Raw genomic sequence first — 18,366 nt, 5'->3', positions numbered from 1 at the left:
TTTTGCCTATATTGATAAACCGTGGGCATTTTCTATCTTGTCTTGAGCAAGTAGGATCAGATCACATATTTCACGTACAGCACCTTTGCCTCCTGCTCGATATGTAACATAATGGGCTTTACTTAACAACATTGGATGCGCATCAGCTACGGCAACCGAAAGCCCTACCTGCGACATGACTGGCCAGTCAATTAAATCATCACCAATATAAGCAATCTGTTGAGGTTGGAGTTTTAATCGGATTATCAGATCATTATAAGCTAAATTTTTTTCACTTTGCCCTTGGTAAAGATAATTAATACCGAGAGTTTTGGCACGATCTTCCAATAATTTAGCTTTACGTCCGGTAATAATGGCGACTTCAATCGCAGAAGTTAATAAACAACGGATACCGTAACCATCTTTTACATTGAATGCTTTTAGCTCTTCACCATTATTTCCCATATAAACTAAGCCATCTGTCATGACACCATCAACATCGCAAATGAGTAATTTTATCAGACGTGCTTTTTCAATGATATGTTGTTCTACTGGGCCATAACAGCTTGTTATTTTATTATGCTCATTCATGTATTAGTTCCAATAATTATATGATGCCAGCTTGCAAAAGATCATGCAGATGAATGACACCAATAAGTGTATCTGCTTTTGCTACCAGTAATGAAGTAATATGGTGTTGTTGCATCAAATTTAAGGCATCAACTGCTAGCATATCAGGTTTTACTCTAATACCCCCGGTTGTCATCACATCGGCAATTTTGGCATTATTTAAGTCAATATTCATTGCAAAGACACGTCGTAAGTCACCATCGGTGAAAATACCTTCAATCTGCATTTCTTCGTTACAAATCACAACCATGCCAAGTTTTTTGCGTGTAATTTCCACTAATGCTTGCTGTAATGTTGCCTGTTTCGCAACATTGGGAATATTTTTCCCTGTGTGCATTAAGTCACTCACTCTTAATAATAGTTTGCGCCCTAATGTGCCACCTGGATGAGAGAGTGCAAAATCTTCAGCAGTAAAACCACGCGCTTCAAGTAAAGCGACAGCAATGGCATCCCCCATGACGAGCATCGCCGTTGTGCTTGTTGTTGGCGCTAGACCTAATGGGCAAGCTTCTTGTGGTACCTTGATACAAAGGTGAATATCTGCCGCTTTACCCATTCTACTAGCAGGATTTTTTGTCATACAAATTAGCGCTATGTGTTGGCGTTTTAACACAGGAATGAGTGCTAATATTTCATTTGACTCACCGGAGTTAGAGATAGCCAGAACAATATCTTTACTGCTAATCATGCCTAAGTCACCATGACTGGCTTCTCCTGGATGAACAAAAAAAGCAGGTGTTCCTGTACTAGCTAATGTGGCTGCAATTTTACGGCCAATATGGCCTGATTTTCCCATCCCCATAACCACCACTTTGCCAGTACATTTGAAAATCAGTTCACAAGCTTGGTTAAAATCATCATTGATATATTGCTCCAGATTGGCAAGCCCACTACGTTCAATTTCCAATACCTTCTTCGCTGTTTTTTGAAAATCAATTTCCGACATTTTTATTTCCAAATTTGATATAAGTAATTTAATTATATGGGTTAATAGATCTTTAGTAAGGCTCGTTTTTTCCTATTACTCGTTTTATATTACAGCCATCATTATATTATTCGTATATTGTATTATTAAAAAAATAGCATTTTTCACTATGATAACATTTGAGAATTTGTTTATTGTGACCATGTAATGAGCAAAAGTAAAATTGGCAATAATATTGATAGCGAATATATGGTAGTTTTTAGGTAATATGTTCCATACTGAGTAAATATATTTAAATGATAGTTAGACAGAAAGGCTATTATCGTCATGAAGAAGTCTGCAGATAATATCATAGAAATCAAGGATATGTCTTTTATTCGGGGTCAACGGCCGATTTTTACCGATATGAGTTTGACGATCCCCAGGGGAAAAATTACGGCAATTATGGGGCCATCAGGTATTGGAAAAACAACTTTGCTACGTTTGATTGGAGGACAATTACGGCCAGATAAGGGAGAAATTTGGTTTGATGGTGTGAATATCCCAATGCTATCAAGCGCAGAACTTTATACTGCTCGTAAGAAAATGAGTATGTTGTTTCAGTCTGGGGCCTTATTTACTGATATGAATGTTTTTGACAATGTTGCTTTTCCTTTACGTGAACATACTGTTTTAGCAGCAGAAATTATTAGAACGGTCGTCATGATGAAACTAGAAGCTGTCGGGTTGAGAGGTGCAGCCAATCTTATGCCGGCTGAATTATCAGGTGGTATGGCACGACGAGCTGCGTTAGCACGCGCTATTGCCCTAGATCCACAATTAATTTTATTTGATGAGCCTTTTGTTGGGCAAGATCCGATAACTATGGGAGTTTTGGTTAAACTTATCGATGAACTTAATCATGCATTAGGTATTACTTGTGTTATTGTTTCTCACGATGTACCAGAAGTGTTGAGTATAGCGGATAAAGCTTATATTGTTGCAGAACAACATGTCATTGCTGAAGGTACTGCGAAAGAATTGCAACAAAATAAGGATGCGCGGGTTAGGCAATTTCTTGATGGTATAGCAGATGGTCCAGTACCATTTAAATTTCCCGCAGGAAATTATGCAGCAGATTTATTAGGGTAATGGGATGATACTAATTGATACACTAGCCGCATTAGGTCGTCGTTCACTGGCTGTGGTGGCGACATTTGGCCGTGCAGGTTATTTGTTATTTCGGGCTTTATTTGGTAAACCTGAATTTGCAAAACAATGGCCATTATTAATAAAACAGCTCTACAATGTAGGAGTCTTATCTTTATTAATAATTGCTGTATCGGGATTATTTATTGGCATGGTACTTGGCTTACAAGGATATTTAGTCTTGACCATGTTTAGTGCTGAATCCAGTCTTGGCATGATGGTAGCCCTTTCTTTGTTAAGGGAATTAGGGCCGGTAGTGACTGCGCTTTTATTTGCTGGCAGAGCGGGTTCTGCATTAACAGCAGAAATAGGATTAATGAAAGCAACAGAGCAGATCTCTAGTTTGGAAATGATGGCGGTTGATCCGCTACGTCGTGTGATTGCGCCGCGTTTTTGGGCAGGGCTAATTAGTATGCCATTACTGGCATTGATTTGTGTCGCAGTGGGTATATTAGGTGGGGCGCTAGTCGGTGTCGATTGGAAAGGAATTGATGAGGGTTTTTTTTGGTCATCGATGCAATCTGCCATTGAGTGGAAAAAGGATATTCTCAACTGTTTTATTAAAAGTGTGGTATTTGCTTTTACGGTCAGTTGGATCGCTTTATTTAATGGTTATGATGCAATCCCAACATCGGAAGGGATCAGTCGCGCAACAACCAGAACTGTTGTTCATTCGTCATTAGCTGTGTTGGGTTTAGATTTTGTGCTTACTGCACTGATGTTTGGGAATTAATTCATGCAAAGTAAGAAAAGTGAAATTCTAGTTGGACTATTTGTTTTGATTGCATTAGCTGCGATTGTCTTTTTATGTTTAAAAGTTGCAGATATTAAATCATTTGGAAATCAACCGACTTATAAAGTTACAGCTTCTTTTACCAATGTGGGTGGATTGAAAGTAAATTCACCGGTAAAGATAGGTGGTGTGGTGGTTGGCCGAATAGTCGATATTATGTTGGATAAGAAAACTTATACTCCACGTGTTACCTTAGCGATTTTTAGTCAATATGACAATATTCCTGATAACAGCTCATTGTCAATACTTACCGCTGGATTATTAGGTGAACAGTTTTTAGCACTTAATGTGGGTTTTTATGATCCAGATATGGGCGTTACCTTTCTTAAGGACGGTGGACGCATTGAAGATACTAAACCGGCGATAATATTGGAAGATTTAATTGGGCAATTCTTATATAGAAGTGGCGATCCTAATCGTTCAAATAGAGCAAGCCCAGTTTCCGACAATAATGAAAAATCTTCCACGACACCCTAATGAATAATCTAATATGATGAGAAGGAACCTATTTTATGCTTAAACGTTTCTTAATAGTGGCTTTGTTAGTGGTTGCTCCGTTTGCGATGGCGATAGATCAATCCAACCCATATAAACTGATGCAAGAAGCCGCCGCTAGAACTTTTACGCGCTTAAAAAATGAACAACCGATGATCCGGCAAAATCCAGATTACTTACGCAGGGTTGTTCGTGAAGAGCTTATGCCTTATGTACAAATTAAATATGCTGGAGCATTAGTTTTAGGATCTTATTATAGTAGTGCAACGCCTTCACAACGGGATGCTTATTTTCAAGCGATTGAGGCCTATTTGGAACAAGCTTATGGGCAAGCTTTGGCAATGTATCATGGACAACAATATCAAATTGCGCCTGAACAACCATTAGGTGATAGGAATGTGGTTGCTATTCGAGTAACAATTACTGATCCACAGGGGCGACCACCTGTACGTCTTGATTTTCAATGGCGTAAAAACAGTAAGACAGGCTATTGGCAAGCTTATGATATGATTACTGAAGGCGTCAGTTTAATTACCACTAAACAAAATGAGTGGGCTAATATTTTACGGACCAAAGGTATTGACGGCTTGACACAGGAATTGCTCAGTAGCGCAAAAAATCCCATCACATTGGAAAATAAAAAATCATGATACCCATGTTAACCTGGGAGCAGGATGGTAAAACGTTGATTTTAGCCGGGGAGCTTGATCGTGATACTTTGCCCGCTTTTTGGCAACAGAGAAATCAGTTACTCAAAGGTATTAATGCTATTAATGTTTCCCAGTTATCTCATATTGATTCTACCGGGCTCGCAATGTTTGTCAGATTAAAGTCAGAACAGCAGTCAGAAAATAAATGGGTATTTGAAGGTATTAGTGAACGTTTTAAGACGCTTATTAGACTTTATAAACTTGAGAGTTTTATGAACTAATTGGGTCATAAATTTTAAAACTAGCTTACATAAAGCAGTCGCTCTTGCGCATTTTTTATGCCAAGAGCGTTTGTTTTGATTTGCAGCAGATAATAGATCGCTTAGGATAGATGTATTATCTTTTAATGTTAGAATTGAGTTTAATTATGGATACAAATGAAATAAAGCAAGTATTAATAGAACAATTGAAACTTGATGAAGTGATTGTCAATGGCGATGGCAGCCATTTTCAAATAATTGCTGTCGGTGAAATGTTTAACGGCATGAGTCGGATTAAGCAACAGCAAGTAATTTATGCGCCGCTAATGGAATATATTGCAGATAATCGGATACATGCATTATCAATTAAAGCTTATACCCCCGCAGAATGGACAAGAGATCGTAAGCTTAATGGTTTTTAAGACTATACTTTTGCATTAATAATATAAATATTACTCATAGAGAATTTCTTGATGGATAAGTTTCGATTAAAAGGGCCAACGCGTTTGATGGGAGAGGTCTCGATTTCTGGTGCAAAAAATGCGGCATTACCGATATTGTTTGCATCGCTATTAGCCGAAGAACCTGTTGAATTACAAAATGTTCCAAAGCTAAAAGATATTGATACAACAATTGAATTGCTTAATCAGTTAGGTACCAAAGTTGAGCGTAATGGTGCTATTTTTGTTGATGCACGTGGCATTAATAAATTTTGTGCTCCATATGAATTAGTCAAGACGATGCGTGCATCTATTTGGGCTTTGGCGCCATTAGTTGCTCGTTTCGGTCAAGGTCAGGTATCTTTACCGGGAGGATGTGCGATTGGTGCGCGTCCAGTTGATTTGCATATTGCCGGACTTGAGCAACTTGGGGCTAAAATTACCTTAGATGAAGGTTATGTTAAAGCCTCTGTTGATGGTCGTTTGCAAGGCGCCAATATTGTTATGGATAAGGTTAGTGTTGGCGCGACCGTGTCTATTATGACGGCTGCAACCCTAGCAGAGGGAAAAACAGTCATTGAAAACGCTGCTCGTGAACCCGAAGTTGAAGATACAGCCAACTTTTTAAATTCATTGGGAGCAAAGATCACAGGTGCGGGCACAGACAGCATCATCATTGAAGGGGTAGCTCACTTAGGTGGTGGTATTTATCGAATTTTACCTGATCGCATTGAAACGGGAACTTTTCTTGTAGCCGCAGCTATCTCTGGCGGAAAAGTCATTTGCCGCAATACTAAACCAGCTACATTGGATGCAGTACTAGCTAAATTACGTGAAGCGGGGGCAGAAATTCAAATTGGTGAGGATTGGATCCAACTGGATATGCATGGTAAGCGACCAAAAGCAGTGACTATCAGAACGGAACCGCATCCCGGCTTTCCAACAGATATGCAGGCGCAATTTAGCTTACTTAATTTAGTGGCTGAAGGTGTTAGTACAATAACGGAAACTATTTTTGAAAATCGTTTTATGCATATTCCCGAGTTAATTCGTATGGGAGCTCATGCGGAAATAGAAGGCAATACCGTTGTTTGTCATGGTGTTAAACAACTTATGGGTGCTCAAGTAATGGCAACGGATTTGCGGGCATCTGCTAGTTTAGTGCTGGCAGGTTGTGTTGCGAAAGGAAAAACAATTGTTGATCGGATTTACCATATCGATCGTGGATATGAAAGAATAGAAGAGAAACTACGTAGTTTAGGGGCAAATATAGAGCGTATTAGCGTAGATAAAAAATAACCCGCTATTTTACAAAGGTAAAAATCAGTAGCTTAGTTAGATTACTGGTTCTTACTTATTGTAGTAATGATTTTCCTTCATTGTACTCTTCAATTTTAACGTGAACAGTGATTGTTTTGTCGTTTCGTATTAGTACGATAGGGACGATACTGCCAGGATTAATTTCAGCAACTTGATCCATTGTTTCAGCAGCAGAGATAACCGGCTGGCCATTAACAGAAATGATAATATCACCGACTTGAATACCGGCATTTTCTGCTGGGCCATTTGGCGCCACCTGAAAAATACGTAACCCTTTAATTTGATTAATATCGTTATTGTTAGAACGAATACGGGGTAAGTCCCGCGCAGTGATACCAATAAAGCCACGGATCACTCGTCCATCACGAATAAGTTTTTCCATAATTTTAGTTGCTAATTCAGTTGGAATAGCAAAACCTAGTCCCTCAGGCGTGAAACCATTTTCTGAATGATCGAATGAGAGTGTATTAATTCCCATTAATTCACCTTCAGTATTAATTAGTGCTCCGCCTGAATTTCCATGATTAATAGACGCATCTGTCTGAAGAAAATTCTGTCGGCGGGTGGGGCTTAGCCCTACACGTCCGGTGGCACTAATAATTCCTTGTGTTACCGTTTGTCCTAAGTTATAGGGGTTACCGATGGCTAATACGATATCGCCAACGTGTGCTTTACGATGTAGATTAATCGGTATCACCGGAAGATTTTCAGCGTCTATTTTTAAAACAGCCAGGTCTGTTAAACTATCTGAGCCAACAATTAATGCGTCAAAAATTAACCCATCAGGTAGTGCAATCTGAATTTGATCTGCATTATTAACGACATGTCTGTTTGTAATAATATAACCGTTACTACTCATAATGACACCAGAGCCTAGTGCGGTTAATTCGCGCCCATTCTGGGAAAAACTACCAGTACCGCTGCTATAAACATAGACCACAGCTGGTGCTGCTCTACGTACTGCTTTACTAAAACTAATAGGTTGATCATCTTTTTTACCGTCTAGAAGATCATTGAGTCCTTTTGGACGGATAGATGGAATAGCTATTAGCAAAATAGCAGCAATAACAAGCCCTACAATGACGGCACGAAAAAGCTTGATGAACATAGTAAGTATTCTGTAATAAGCGATGAACGAGATAATAAAATAGCAGGATACCATAAATACAAACAGGTACGGTAGTTAACCGTACCTGTTTATTGGATGATTAGTTGAATATATTATTACCACGAAGTAATAAGATGATATTTTGATCACCACGTAAAATATTTAATACTAAAGCGGTAGGCTTAGTTTCAATAATTTTACGAAGTTGATTAATATTTTCTATCTGTTGTTCGTTGGCTCTAACAATCAGATCACCTTTAGCCAGACCAAGCATTGCTGCAGGTGAATTAGACGAAACGCTATCGACTTTGACACCTTTAGTGCCCTTAATCGTACTATTGCTTAAAGTGGCGCCCATTAGTGAAGTGGTTAAAACTTCGGCTTTTGTACTGGTGGACTCACTATCCTCTAAAGTAACGATCACTTCCATTGGCTTGCCTTTACGTAGTAGCCCGATGGTGATTTGTTTACCAATTTCACTGGTGCCAATTTTAGCTCTCAACTCGGCAAAACTATTGATATATTTATTATTAATTGAAACCAAAACATCCCCAGGTTTAATACCTGCTTTGGCTGCTGCAGAATTTGGGATTACTTCACTAACAAATGCCCCTTTTTGCGCATCAATATTCAATGCTTTTGCTACATCAGAGGTCATTTCAGTGCCTTTGATCCCTAATAATCCACGTTTTACTTCACCATGTTTGATAATTTGATCGCTAAGAGATTTAGCCATATTGGATGGAATCGCAAAGCCTATACCAATATTACCCCCGCCAGGTGCTAAAATGGCGGTATTAATACCAATTAGTTCACCATTGAGATTAACCAATGCACCACCTGAGTTACCTCTATTAATAGAAGCGTCAGTTTGAATAAAATTTTCCAGACCCTCTACATTTAAACCACTACGACCCAATGCAGAAATAATGCCGGATGTTGCCGTTTGGCCTAAGCCAAAAGGGTTACCAACAGCAACAGCAAAATCGCCAACCCGCAGTTTATCGGAGTCAGCTATTTTTATCGCCATTAAGTTCAATTTTTTCAGATTTGCTGTACTCGAATCTTTGATTTGTAACAAGGCGATATCTGTTTGAGGATCACGGCCGATAAGTTTAACATCAATTTCTTTGCCATCATTAAGCTGAATTTGAATGTTATCAGCATTATCGATGACATGGTTATTAGTTAGGATATAACCTTTTTCAGCATCAATAATTACCCCGGAGCCTAATCCTTCAAAAGGGCGAATACTCTGTTGCTGTGAGGGAAAATTCGGCCCAAAAAAGAATTTAAATTCTTCGGGTAACTGTTGATTTTGAACACGTGTTCCAGATACACGAATACTAACTACGGCAGGAAGTACTTTTTCTAGCATCGGGGCTAGGCTAGGTAATTCTTGACCAGATGATAAAGCAATTGGTGGCATTGATGCAGAATAACTTACTGCAGGTATACTTATGAGCGAAAGACTGATACTCATAGCTAATATAGTTAAAAAATGTTTCTCTTTTTTCATCATGAATTCAATTCTCTTACATACCTAATTTATTTTAAGGTAATTTGCTTCCTGGATAGAAAAGGCCTCAGCAGGTCTAAGACTATAAATTATGCAAAAAAGTTCAGCCAACCGATAGTGGTAATCGTTTTTTTACATGTATTTACAAGATATTAATTTTTTATAACAAAATGGATCTATCAGGTGGATGCGCTACCAACAAAATTAGGTAAAGATGCAATTTTATTAATATAAGTAACCTAATTTACCTTTTTTTTTCTTTCATTGAGCGAAATAAGCCAGAAGAGCCTTCAGAGTAGTCTTTGGGCGGTAAATTAACGGCAGTTTGATGATTGTCTGATTCTGATTCAGTCAAACGATAGTTAAAGGGGTTGTTTTGTATTGGCATATCAGGCATGAGTTCATGAGAACTTTTCGCCATATGCTGATAGAGTTGACGATAATCTTGCGCCATGTTATCGAGTAACTCTGCACTACGGGCAAAATGGCTGACCAATTCTTTACGATATTCTTCCAATTCATGGTTTTTCTTTTCAAGTTCGGCTTGCAAAGCTTGTTGGTTACGTAGCTTGGTATTGCCAAAGCGAACTACCAGTGCACCAATAATGAAACCTACAATTAGACCGATTAGTGCATATTCCCAAGTCATGGTGACTCCTTCATTAACAAAACAACATTTATTTTCATAGAAATAAATTCACATTATAGCAGTCACTATACCTGTTAAAAGGACATAAGTGAAAGCGGGAAAAGTTATTGCTAATGATTTCACATTATTTTGAGGTATTAAAGTACGAAAGATTATCGATATAATGTTTATGCTAGGTTTCATTGGCCAATAAAATTATGACCTTTTAAGGAGTATCGCGTTAATGGCATTGTTGACTCCCTCTAAACTTTACCAACAGTTTTTGGCTACCGGAGATTATCAATTTGATGAGGTGCAAAGTAAAGCGATAGCACGTTTAGATATTATTCATCATCAATTGCTTAATAGAACATCCCAGTTATCTTTGAGAAATAAAATTGGTCAATTATTTGTTAAGAAATCACAGAAGAATTGTGAGCCTGTCCACGGATTATATATGTGGGGTGGTGTTGGCCGAGGTAAAACCTGGTTGATGGATCTCTTTTATCAGAGTTTACCGGATGGCAGAAAATTACGTTTACATTTTCATCGCTTCATGTGGCGAGTGCAGAATGAAATGATTGAGTTACAAGGTCAGCAAGATCCATTAGAAATTATTGCTGATAAATTTAAAAAACAGACCGATGTTTTATGCTTTGATGAGTTTTTTGTCTCTGATATCACTGATGCAATGATTTTGGCAACGTTATTAAAAGCTTTATTTGCCAGAAGAATTTGTTTAATAGCAACTTCTAATATTCCACCAGATGAACTCTATCGAAATGGATTGCAACGAACACGTTTTCTACCCGCGATCGAACAAATTAAAAAATACTGTGACATTATAAATGTTGATGCAGGTATTGATTATCGTTTACGTACCTTGAAACAGGCGGGTCTTTATCTTACGCCAATTGATGAAGAGAGCTGCAAGAGGATGGATGAGATATTTATTAAATTAGCTGGCAAACCTGGAGATAGGCTCCCTATCCTTAAGATTAATCATCGTACTATGCCGGCAATTCGTACTGCAGAAGGTATATTATCGATTGAATTTAAAGTACTATGTGAAGATGCACGTAGTCAAAATGACTATATCGTTTTAGCAAAAGATTATCATACTGTATTACTGTATAATGTTTCGATGATGTCCGAAATTCATGAAGATGTAGCTAGGCGTTTTCTCGCTCTGATAGACGAATTTTATGAGCGAAAAGTTAAGTTGATTATTAATGCTGAGGTCGCAATGGATAAACTTTACCAAGGGCATTTATTACGTTTTGAATATCAACGTTGTTTATCAAGATTGCAAGAAATGCAGAGCGAAGAATACCTAAAATTACCTCATATAGCTTGATTAGCGAGTAATAATACAATAAATTAGCGAGAAAATTTATTTTTTGGGTCGATTTTTAGCAAAAACTTCTCTATAATCTCGCCACCCCACGTTACAGCAAGTTTTTTATTTCCCAAAAATCTTGCATTAATGTCAGTTTGACTACTCGAAGGGGTAGGATTCACTGGACACAACTTAGCGTGAACATGCTGAAGTATTTTTATAAAATATGAGTGTTCGCCAACATGTAACTTATATATGGGTAAGCTTTAATGAAAACTTTTACAGCTAAACCAGAAACCGTAAAACGCGACTGGTACGTTGTTGATGCAGATGGAAAAACTTTAGGCCGTCTTGCAACTGAAATTGCTCGTCGTTTACGCGGCAAGCATAAAGCGGAATATACTCCGCATGTCGATACTGGTGATTACATCATTGTTGTTAATGCAGAAAAAGTTGCTGTTACTGGTAACAAGCGTGAAGACAAAATCTACTATCGCCATACTGGTTATATCGGTGGTATCAAACAAGCGACCTTCGAAGAAATGATTGCCCGTCACCCTGAGCGTGTAATTGAAATTGCGGTTAAAGGTATGCTACCCAAAGGACCTCTTGGTCGTGCGATGTACCGTAAAATGAAAGTTTATGCGGGTAGTGATCACAACCACGCGGCACAGCAGCCGCAAGTTCTTGACATTTAATCGGGATGGATATAGGCAATGGCTGAAAATCAATACTACGGCACTGGTCGCCGCAAAAGCTCTTCCGCACGTGTCTTCATTAAGCCAGGTAGCGGTAATATTACTATCAATCAACGCAGCCTTGAGGAGTATTTTGGCCGCGAAACGGCGCGAATGGTTGTTCGCCAACCGTTAGAATTGGTTGATATGTTACAGAAACTGGATTTATATATTACCGTTAAAGGTGGTGGCATTTCTGGTCAAGCAGGTGCAATCCGTCATGGTATTACACGTGCATTGATGGGATATGACGAGACACTACGTTCTGAACTACGCAAAGCTGGGTTTGTTACCCGTGATGCGCGTTCTGTTGAGCGTAAGAAAGTGGGGCTGCGTAAAGCACGTCGTCGTCCACAATACTCTAAACGTTAATTTCTTGTTTTTGCAACAAATTATTAACATAAGGCCCGCCTTTAGGCGGGTTTTTAGTATGTTATAAATTTATATTATCTTGCGATTATTAATTTAAATTTTTTTACTATAAATTTTTTCAATAAAAATTGTTCTAATTTTGTACATTTATCATAAAATCTTGTCAAACTTTCCCCCATATTGACCAAAATCTGATAGACTATAGGCCATTAATTTCTTATCTATTTCCAGCAAATTTGTTGGAAATAACATGTATTAATTGCAGTTCAATGAATAGATGCCTGTTAACTGAGTAATTGGTTTACAAGCGTTTTAAACATGTGAGAATGGCCTTATATTATGGCTGTTTGGTCTTTTTTAATAAAACTTGGAGGTTTTCATGGCTGTCGCTGCCAACAAACGTTCGGTAATGACGCTGTTTTCCGGCCCGACCGACATATTTAGCCATCAAGTGCGGATCGTATTGGCAGAAAAGGGCGTGAGCGTTGAGATTGAGAATGTTGAAGCAGGCAATTTGCCTCAAGATTTGATTGATCTAAATCCTTACCAAACAGTACCAACGCTGGTTGATAGAGAATTAACATTGTATGATTCCCGCGTTGTTATGGAATATCTTGATGAACGCTTTCCGCATCCACCATTGATGCCGGTTTATCCAGTTGCGCGTGGTAGTAGTCGTTTGATGATGCATAGGATAGATAAAGATTGGTATTCTTTGATGTATAAGATTGAAAATAAAGATCCTCAAGCTGATGCTGCCCGTAAGCAGTTAAGAGAGGAGTTGATATCAATCTCGCCAATTTTTAAAGAGATGCCGTTTTTTATGAGCGAAGAATTTAGTCTAGTTGACTGTTATTTAGCTCCCCTTTTGTGGCGTTTACCTTTTTGGAATATCGACATCCCCAAAGGAAAAGAAACAGAGGGCATTCGTTCTTATATGGAACGTGTATTTGAACGAGACTCTTTCCTTGCTTCATTAACTGAAGCTGAACGTGAGATGCGTTTATCTACCACAGGTTAATTTATTATGGAGTTGTTAGGAATGTCGCCACGTCGTCCTTATCTTCTTAGGGCTCATTATGAATGGCTTCTCGACAATAATATGACACCCCATTTAGTTGTGGATGTTAATATTTTTGGTGTAAATGTACCGATGGAATATGCCCATAAAGGGCAGATTATTTTAAATATTACACCTTCTGCTGTCGGTAATTTAGAGTTGACGAATGAAATCGTCAGTTTCAGTGCCCGCTTTGGTGGCGTTCCTCGCCATGTTGAAGTGCCCATGAGTGCTATTATTGCTATCTATGGGCGCGAAAATGGAGCAGGAATGATGTTTGAACCTGAGCCAGAATATGAGAGTAGCTCAGATGATTCTGTTGCTAAAAGTGAAAATTTAGTGCTTATTAGTGATACTGAATTGTCAAACGAAGCACAAGAAATAACGTCGATTTCATCTTCTGATGATGAGCCGCCGACGCCACCAAAAGGACGCCCGACGCTACGTGTTATTAAATAAGGTATATTATGATTGAGGGGAGTATAAAATACTGCCCTTTTTTTATTTTTAAACCCCTACTTTTTGTTTATTAAATTTTTATTTATCTGATAATTATAAAATTTCGTTTATAAGTTAATTCATTGTTTATGAAAATCTAAATGTAATTTATCCCTCATAATGTATGTTAGATCCCTCTGCTTTTTATCTATATAAGTTATGATTTAAGCTGATTTTCGGTATCGGAGTGTGTATGAAGCTGCTTAAAGGACTTGCTCAGTATTATGTTGATTTAATGATGAAGCTTGGCTTGATTGGATTTTCCTTACTATTAGCCACAGCACTGGTTGTATTAGCCATGGTATTACAGATAGCGGTTGATATTTTATTGTATGGCAATGTTCATAATATTGATTTGGTTCGCTCTATCTTTTTTGGATTGATTATCACGCCTTGGGCGGTCTATTTTCTTTCTGTGGTTGTCGAGCAACTCGAAGAGTCTCGTCGTCGTTTATCAGGTATGGTTGATAAATTAGAAGTTATGCGTAAGCGTGATGCCGAGCTTACTGACAAACTTAAAGGAAATATTGCTCAGTTAAATTTGGAAATTGCAGAGCGTGAAAAAGTACAAAAGGCGCATTTAGAATTATTAGAAAAATTGCAAAAAGAGATGAAGCGTCGAGAGCAGACACAACTTGAGTTCGAACAGCAGTCTATATTATTACAATCATTTTTAGATGCATCACCTGATCTTGTTTATTATCGTGATGAAAATAATGATTTTTCTTGTTGTAATAGAGCAATGGAATTATTAACAGGTCGTAGTGAAAAGCAGCTTATTGGACTAACCTATCGTGAAATTTATGGTGAGGAAGTTGCAGAGAAAGAGCTTGAAACTGATGAAAAAGTATTTCGTCATAATGTGTCATTAACTTATGAACAATGGTTGGTATACCCAGATGGACGAAAAGCATGTTTTGAAATACGTAAAGTCCCGTTTTATGACCGGGTGGGAAAACGTCATGGGTTAGTAGGGTTTGGGCGCGATATTACCGAGCGTAAGCATTATCAAGAAGCGTTAGAAAATGCTAGCAGGGATAAGACAACGTTTATTTCAACTATCAGCCATGAGCTTCGTACGCCGCTTAATGGGATTGTTGGGCTGAGTCGTATATTACTCGATACAGAATTAACTAATGAACAAACAAATTATTTGAAAACTATCCATGTCAGCGCTATTACTTTAGGTAATATTTTCAATGACATCATTGAGATGGATAAGATTGAACGTCGCAAAGTTAGTCTAGATAGTCAACAAATTGATTTTAATGAATTTATTTCTGATCTTGAAAATTTATCGAAACTTTTAGTACAACCTAAAGATTTAAAATTTATCCTAGAAGTAAAAGAAAATTTACCGAGTAAGATCATTACCGATGCAACACGGTTACGGCAAATACTATGGAATTTAATTGGTAATGCTGTGAGATTTACCCAACAAGGTGAGATTAAGGTTCGTATTTGGTATGAAGGACATGAGCAGCTTTTTATTCAGGTTATTGATAGTGGTATTGGGATCCCAAAAGAAGAGCAAAAAAAAATTTTTGCGATGTACTATCAGGTAAAAGGTAGTGCTGGTGGCCGGCCAGAAACGGGCACTGGGATTGGTCTTGCTGTTTCTAAGCGGTTAGCGCAAAGCATGGGAGGAGATATACAGGTTGCTAGTACATTAGGGGTTGGTTCTTGTTTCACTGTATCCGTTGTAGCGCCAATTGTTGCAAAAACTGTTGAAATGCCAACTCCAGAAGCTGTTTTATTACCTAAATTGCATATTCTTTTGGTGGAAGATATTGAATTAAATATTATCGTCGCACAATCTGTATTAGAAAAATTAGGTCATACCGTTGATATAGCTATGAATGGTAAAGAAGCATTAAAAATGTTCAAAATTGGTCGTTACGATTTAGTTTTATTGGATATTCAACTACCCGATATGACCGGCCTCGATATTGCACGTCAGCTTCGTCAAACCTATGCTAATGATGAACTTCCACCTTTAATTGCATTAACAGCTAATGTATTGAAAGACAAAAAAGAGTATCTTGCTGCAGGTATGGATGATGTCTTGAGTAAACCACTCTCAGTAACTGCATTGATAAAGATTATTGAAAAATATTTAACTGATTGTAAAAATAAATCCATCAACATTCCGCTAAAACAATTTGTTAACCATGATGACATATTAGATCTCAACATGCTCAACCAATATTTCGAACTAGTTGGCCCAAAACTTATTGAAGACAGCATAAAGATCTTTGAAAATATGATGCCAGGATATCTATCTTTATTAGAATCTAATATTGTGGCTAAAGATCGTAATGGGATTGTTGCCCAAGCCCACAAAATTAAAGGTGCAGCGGGGGCAGTTGGTTTACGCCATCTCCAGCAGTTAGCTCAACAGATCCAATCTCCTGATTTACCTGCCTGGTGGGATAATATCCAAGAATGGTTTGATGAATTAAAAGTCGATTGGCAAAAAGATGTTGAGGTTTTGAATCGATGGTTAGCGGTAGCTGAAAAAAAATAACCCCAACCGAAGTTGGGGTGCGCGAATATTGCGCCAACACCAGGGAAATCGTTTTTTACTCACCAATTATGATATGAATGAATGTAGATGGTGAGTAAAATAGAAATCTTGATTTTTTTGTCAGCCAATCAACATAACAAATATAATCGTTTTTGTTACAAGATTCATTAAAATTTGTGACCAAGTTCCATGTTATCACATTAAATGAACGAGTAACAATCTACTACAAATGGAGTCAAATATGAAACCTATTGCAGTAATTTTAAGTGGATGTGGTGTTTTGGATGGTAGCGAAATCCATGAGTCAGTACTTACTATGTTATCTTTGAGTCAAAATAGTGTTGAAATGTGTTTTTTGGCGCCTGATCGAGAGCAACTAGATGTTATTAATCATATAAATGGAAAAGAAAAACAAGAAAAACGGAACATAATGGTAGAATCTTCACGTATATCACGTGGAAAAATAGCACCTTTAGCATCAGCAGATGCAAATAAGTTTAGTGCAGTCATCATTCCTGGTGGATTTGGGGTTGCTAAAAATTTATCTAATTTTGCTATTAAAGAAAGTAATTGTGAAATAGATAAAGATTTATTAACATTTTGTCGCAAAATTCACCAACAAGGCAAGCCCATGGGGTTGATGTGTATTGCACCTGTTATGTTACCTAAGATTTTAAATAAAACGGTAACGTTAACAATAGGCAATGATAAAAAAACCATTGCTCAAATAGAAAAAATGGGCGGGAAACATATTGTTTGTTCCTTTGATGATATTGTAGTTGATGAAGATAATAGAGTAATAACAACACCCGCTTATATGTTAGCATCATCACCGAATGAAGCATGGCAAGGGATTAATAAATTAGTTAAAAAAGTCATCGAAATGGCTAGCTGTTAGTTATGTTAGCTTACTTATTATTATTATGGCATTGGTCAAAAAGGGCATTATTAATCTTATCTTCTTGTTGGCTAATAACGATTTTGATTTTTAAATTTTTGCCTGTTCCTTTTTCGATGGTAATGATAGAAAGAGAAATTAACGCTTGGTTATCATTAAATTTTTCTTATGTTACTCGGTCCACTTGGGTAGAAATTAATGCCATCTCGCCGAACATGTTAATTGCAGCTATTGCCGCAGAAGATCAAAATTTCCCAAATCATTGGGGATTTGATTTTCAGGCAATAGAAAGCGCCATCAACCAAAATCCGGCTAGCAAAAAACCTGTCAGAGGGGCTTCAACTATAACTCAACAAGTTGTAAAAAATCTTTGGCTATGGGATGGAAGAAGCTGGTTACGTAAAGGCATTGAAGCTATTATGACGCCAATAATTGAAGTTATGTGGTCTAAAAAGCGGATTTTGACGATTTATTTGAATATAGCTGAGTTTGGTGAAGGTATTTTTGGCGTAGAAGAGGCGGCAAAATATTATTTTAAAAAACAGGCAAATCAATTAAATGAAGCGGAAGCTGCACTATTAGCGGCAGTTTTACCAAATCCGTTAGTTTATCAAGTAAAAAGACCATCTAATGATCTATTAATAAGACAAGCATGGATACTGCGGCAAATGCAGCAATTAGGTGGTAAGAATTTTCTGAAAAAATATGGCTTCATTGCTAATTAATTTTAGTGCTAGTATATAATATTGAAAATTTCATTTTTTATGGATTTTTATTATTTACATAAGAGGATTATTTCTTTTGTTTATTATTTTTATTAAATCATAGATTTTGTTATTTTAGACGTCAAATAACTAACTGAGTTTCAGCAAAAAACCGATAACTCAGTGTATAAACCAGCAAAATAGCTACTGCACGGTTAAGCAAATTCAGGTGTTATAGTTTTTTTACTTTCCAATTAAATATCCTCTTACCTAAAAATAGAGTTATACGGAAGCTC

General features: G+C 37.4%; 20 protein-coding genes. 15 read left to right on the top strand and 5 right to left on the bottom strand.

All coding sequences use genetic code 11. The annotated features are described in order from the left end of the window. Positions 1-6 precede the first annotated feature (6 nt). Entirely contained in the window at positions 7-570 is a 564-nt protein-coding gene (gene kdsC / locus QE177_RS12795; protein WP_280550223.1) for a 3-deoxy-manno-octulosonate-8-phosphatase KdsC, read from the bottom strand. A 16-nt stretch (positions 571-586) separates the two neighbouring features. Further along, positions 587-1,576 (bottom strand): arabinose-5-phosphate isomerase KdsD, encoded by a 990-nt coding sequence (kdsD, locus tag QE177_RS12790; RefSeq protein ID WP_280552287.1) that lies wholly within the window; start codon positions 1,574-1,576, stop codon positions 587-589. Positions 1,577-1,861: 285 nt separating this feature from the next. Between kdsD and mlaF the strand changes: the two genes are divergently transcribed. The 7 genes from mlaF (at position 1,862) to murA (ending at position 6,659) form a co-directional block, all read left to right on the top strand. Further along, entirely contained in the window at positions 1,862-2,665 is an 804-nt protein-coding gene (gene mlaF, locus QE177_RS12785; RefSeq protein ID WP_280550221.1) for a phospholipid ABC transporter ATP-binding protein MlaF, read from the top strand. A 7-nt stretch (positions 2,666-2,672) separates the two neighbouring features. Beyond that, complete coding sequence (mlaE, locus tag QE177_RS12780) at positions 2,673-3,455, top strand: lipid asymmetry maintenance ABC transporter permease subunit MlaE (protein WP_280552286.1); 783 nt, start codon at positions 2,673-2,675, stop codon at positions 3,453-3,455. A gap of 3 nt (positions 3,456-3,458) precedes the next feature. Beyond that, a complete protein-coding gene (gene mlaD, locus QE177_RS12775; protein WP_280550219.1) occupies positions 3,459-3,992 on the top strand; it encodes an outer membrane lipid asymmetry maintenance protein MlaD in 534 nt (177 codons plus the stop codon). A gap of 35 nt (positions 3,993-4,027) precedes the next feature. Then, positions 4,028-4,660: a phospholipid-binding protein MlaC gene (gene mlaC, locus QE177_RS12770; RefSeq protein WP_280550217.1), complete on the top strand. Its 633-nt coding sequence runs from the start codon at positions 4,028-4,030 to the stop codon at positions 4,658-4,660. After that, on the top strand, positions 4,657-4,941 hold the full coding sequence (gene mlaB, locus QE177_RS12765) for a lipid asymmetry maintenance protein MlaB (RefSeq protein WP_280550215.1): 285 nt from the start codon (positions 4,657-4,659) through the stop codon (positions 4,939-4,941). Before mlaC ends, mlaB begins: the two co-directional genes overlap by 4 nt. Positions 4,942-5,087: 146 nt before the next feature. Then, the gene (gene ibaG / locus QE177_RS12760) at positions 5,088-5,342 is read left to right on the top strand and encodes a BolA family iron metabolism protein IbaG (protein WP_180559408.1); all 255 of its coding nucleotides are present in this window, start codon (positions 5,088-5,090) and stop codon (positions 5,340-5,342) included. Positions 5,343-5,393: 51 nt separating this feature from the next. Further along, positions 5,394-6,659: a UDP-N-acetylglucosamine 1-carboxyvinyltransferase gene (gene murA, locus QE177_RS12755; protein WP_280550212.1), complete on the top strand. Its 1,266-nt coding sequence runs from the start codon at positions 5,394-5,396 to the stop codon at positions 6,657-6,659. Positions 6,660-6,714: 55 nt separating this feature from the next. On the opposite strand, the gene degS is transcribed toward murA, so the two are convergent. From degS to zapG, 3 genes are all read right to left on the bottom strand, one after another. Further along, entirely contained in the window at positions 6,715-7,788 is a 1,074-nt protein-coding gene (degS, locus tag QE177_RS12750; protein WP_280550210.1) for an outer membrane-stress sensor serine endopeptidase DegS, read from the bottom strand. A 100-nt stretch (positions 7,789-7,888) separates the two neighbouring features. Beyond that, complete coding sequence (locus tag QE177_RS12745; protein ID WP_280552285.1) at positions 7,889-9,307, bottom strand: Do family serine endopeptidase; 1,419 nt, start codon at positions 9,305-9,307, stop codon at positions 7,889-7,891. A gap of 244 nt (positions 9,308-9,551) precedes the next feature. After that, positions 9,552-9,956: a Z-ring associated protein ZapG gene (gene zapG, locus QE177_RS12740; protein ID WP_280550208.1), complete on the bottom strand. Its 405-nt coding sequence runs from the start codon at positions 9,954-9,956 to the stop codon at positions 9,552-9,554. A 223-nt stretch (positions 9,957-10,179) separates the two neighbouring features. Between zapG and zapE the strand changes: the two genes are divergently transcribed. The 8 genes from zapE (at position 10,180) to mtgA (ending at position 18,091) form a co-directional block, all read left to right on the top strand. Next, positions 10,180-11,292 (top strand): cell division protein ZapE, encoded by a 1,113-nt coding sequence (gene zapE / locus QE177_RS12735; protein WP_280550206.1) that lies wholly within the window; start codon positions 10,180-10,182, stop codon positions 11,290-11,292. 251 nt (positions 11,293-11,543) lie between these two features. Continuing rightward, entirely contained in the window at positions 11,544-11,972 is a 429-nt protein-coding gene (rplM, locus tag QE177_RS12730; protein ID WP_026821375.1) for a 50S ribosomal protein L13, read from the top strand. 18 nt (positions 11,973-11,990) lie between these two features. Then, entirely contained in the window at positions 11,991-12,383 is a 393-nt protein-coding gene (rpsI, locus tag QE177_RS12725) for a 30S ribosomal protein S9 (RefSeq protein ID WP_026821376.1), read from the top strand. 379 nt (positions 12,384-12,762) lie between these two features. Then, a complete protein-coding gene (gene sspA, locus QE177_RS12720) occupies positions 12,763-13,404 on the top strand; it encodes a stringent starvation protein SspA (protein ID WP_180559414.1) in 642 nt (213 codons plus the stop codon). A gap of 6 nt (positions 13,405-13,410) precedes the next feature. Further along, positions 13,411-13,902 (top strand): ClpXP protease specificity-enhancing factor, encoded by a 492-nt coding sequence (gene sspB, locus QE177_RS12715; protein ID WP_280550202.1) that lies wholly within the window; start codon positions 13,411-13,413, stop codon positions 13,900-13,902. 232 nt (positions 13,903-14,134) lie between these two features. Then, positions 14,135-16,468 carry an aerobic respiration two-component sensor histidine kinase ArcB gene (arcB, locus tag QE177_RS12710; protein ID WP_280550200.1) on the top strand — a complete coding sequence of 778 codons (2,334 nt, stop codon included), beginning with the start codon at positions 14,135-14,137 and terminating at the stop codon, positions 16,466-16,468. Between the two features lie 241 nt (positions 16,469-16,709). After that, the gene (elbB, locus tag QE177_RS12705) at positions 16,710-17,366 is read left to right on the top strand and encodes an isoprenoid biosynthesis glyoxalase ElbB (RefSeq protein WP_280550198.1); all 657 of its coding nucleotides are present in this window, start codon (positions 16,710-16,712) and stop codon (positions 17,364-17,366) included. A gap of 2 nt (positions 17,367-17,368) precedes the next feature. After that, entirely contained in the window at positions 17,369-18,091 is a 723-nt protein-coding gene (gene mtgA / locus QE177_RS12700; RefSeq protein ID WP_280550197.1) for a monofunctional biosynthetic peptidoglycan transglycosylase, read from the top strand. Positions 18,092-18,366: the final 275 nt, after the last annotated feature.

Origin of the sequence: Arsenophonus sp. aPb (assembly GCF_029873475.1) — a bacterium.
In the GTDB taxonomy this organism is placed as follows: domain Bacteria; phylum Pseudomonadota; class Gammaproteobacteria; order Enterobacterales; family Enterobacteriaceae; genus Arsenophonus.
Note: the sequence above shows the minus strand (reverse complement) of the source record. Positions and strands in the feature narration are given on the sequence as shown.

Coding starts and splice junctions, on each gene's coding strand:
- kdsC (WP_280550223.1), bottom strand. CDS start 570: ATGAATGAGCATAATAAAATAACAAGCTGTTATGGCCCAGTAGAACAA.
- mlaF (WP_280550221.1), top strand. CDS start 1,862: ATGAAGAAGTCTGCAGATAATATCATAGAAATCAAGGATATGTCTTTT.
- mlaD (WP_280550219.1), top strand. CDS start 3,459: ATGCAAAGTAAGAAAAGTGAAATTCTAGTTGGACTATTTGTTTTGATT.
- mlaC (WP_280550217.1), top strand. CDS start 4,028: ATGCTTAAACGTTTCTTAATAGTGGCTTTGTTAGTGGTTGCTCCGTTT.
- mlaB (WP_280550215.1), top strand. CDS start 4,657: ATGATACCCATGTTAACCTGGGAGCAGGATGGTAAAACGTTGATTTTA.
- ibaG (WP_180559408.1), top strand. CDS start 5,088: ATGGATACAAATGAAATAAAGCAAGTATTAATAGAACAATTGAAACTT.
- murA (WP_280550212.1), top strand. CDS start 5,394: ATGGATAAGTTTCGATTAAAAGGGCCAACGCGTTTGATGGGAGAGGTC.
- degS (WP_280550210.1), bottom strand. CDS start 7,788: ATGTTCATCAAGCTTTTTCGTGCCGTCATTGTAGGGCTTGTTATTGCT.
- QE177_RS12745 (WP_280552285.1), bottom strand. CDS start 9,307: ATGAAAAAAGAGAAACATTTTTTAACTATATTAGCTATGAGTATCAGT.
- zapG (WP_280550208.1), bottom strand. CDS start 9,956: ATGACTTGGGAATATGCACTAATCGGTCTAATTGTAGGTTTCATTATT.
- zapE (WP_280550206.1), top strand. CDS start 10,180: ATGGCATTGTTGACTCCCTCTAAACTTTACCAACAGTTTTTGGCTACC.
- rplM (WP_026821375.1), top strand. CDS start 11,544: ATGAAAACTTTTACAGCTAAACCAGAAACCGTAAAACGCGACTGGTAC.
- rpsI (WP_026821376.1), top strand. CDS start 11,991: ATGGCTGAAAATCAATACTACGGCACTGGTCGCCGCAAAAGCTCTTCC.
- sspA (WP_180559414.1), top strand. CDS start 12,763: ATGGCTGTCGCTGCCAACAAACGTTCGGTAATGACGCTGTTTTCCGGC.
- sspB (WP_280550202.1), top strand. CDS start 13,411: ATGGAGTTGTTAGGAATGTCGCCACGTCGTCCTTATCTTCTTAGGGCT.
- arcB (WP_280550200.1), top strand. CDS start 14,135: ATGAAGCTGCTTAAAGGACTTGCTCAGTATTATGTTGATTTAATGATG.
- elbB (WP_280550198.1), top strand. CDS start 16,710: ATGAAACCTATTGCAGTAATTTTAAGTGGATGTGGTGTTTTGGATGGT.
- mtgA (WP_280550197.1), top strand. CDS start 17,369: ATGTTAGCTTACTTATTATTATTATGGCATTGGTCAAAAAGGGCATTA.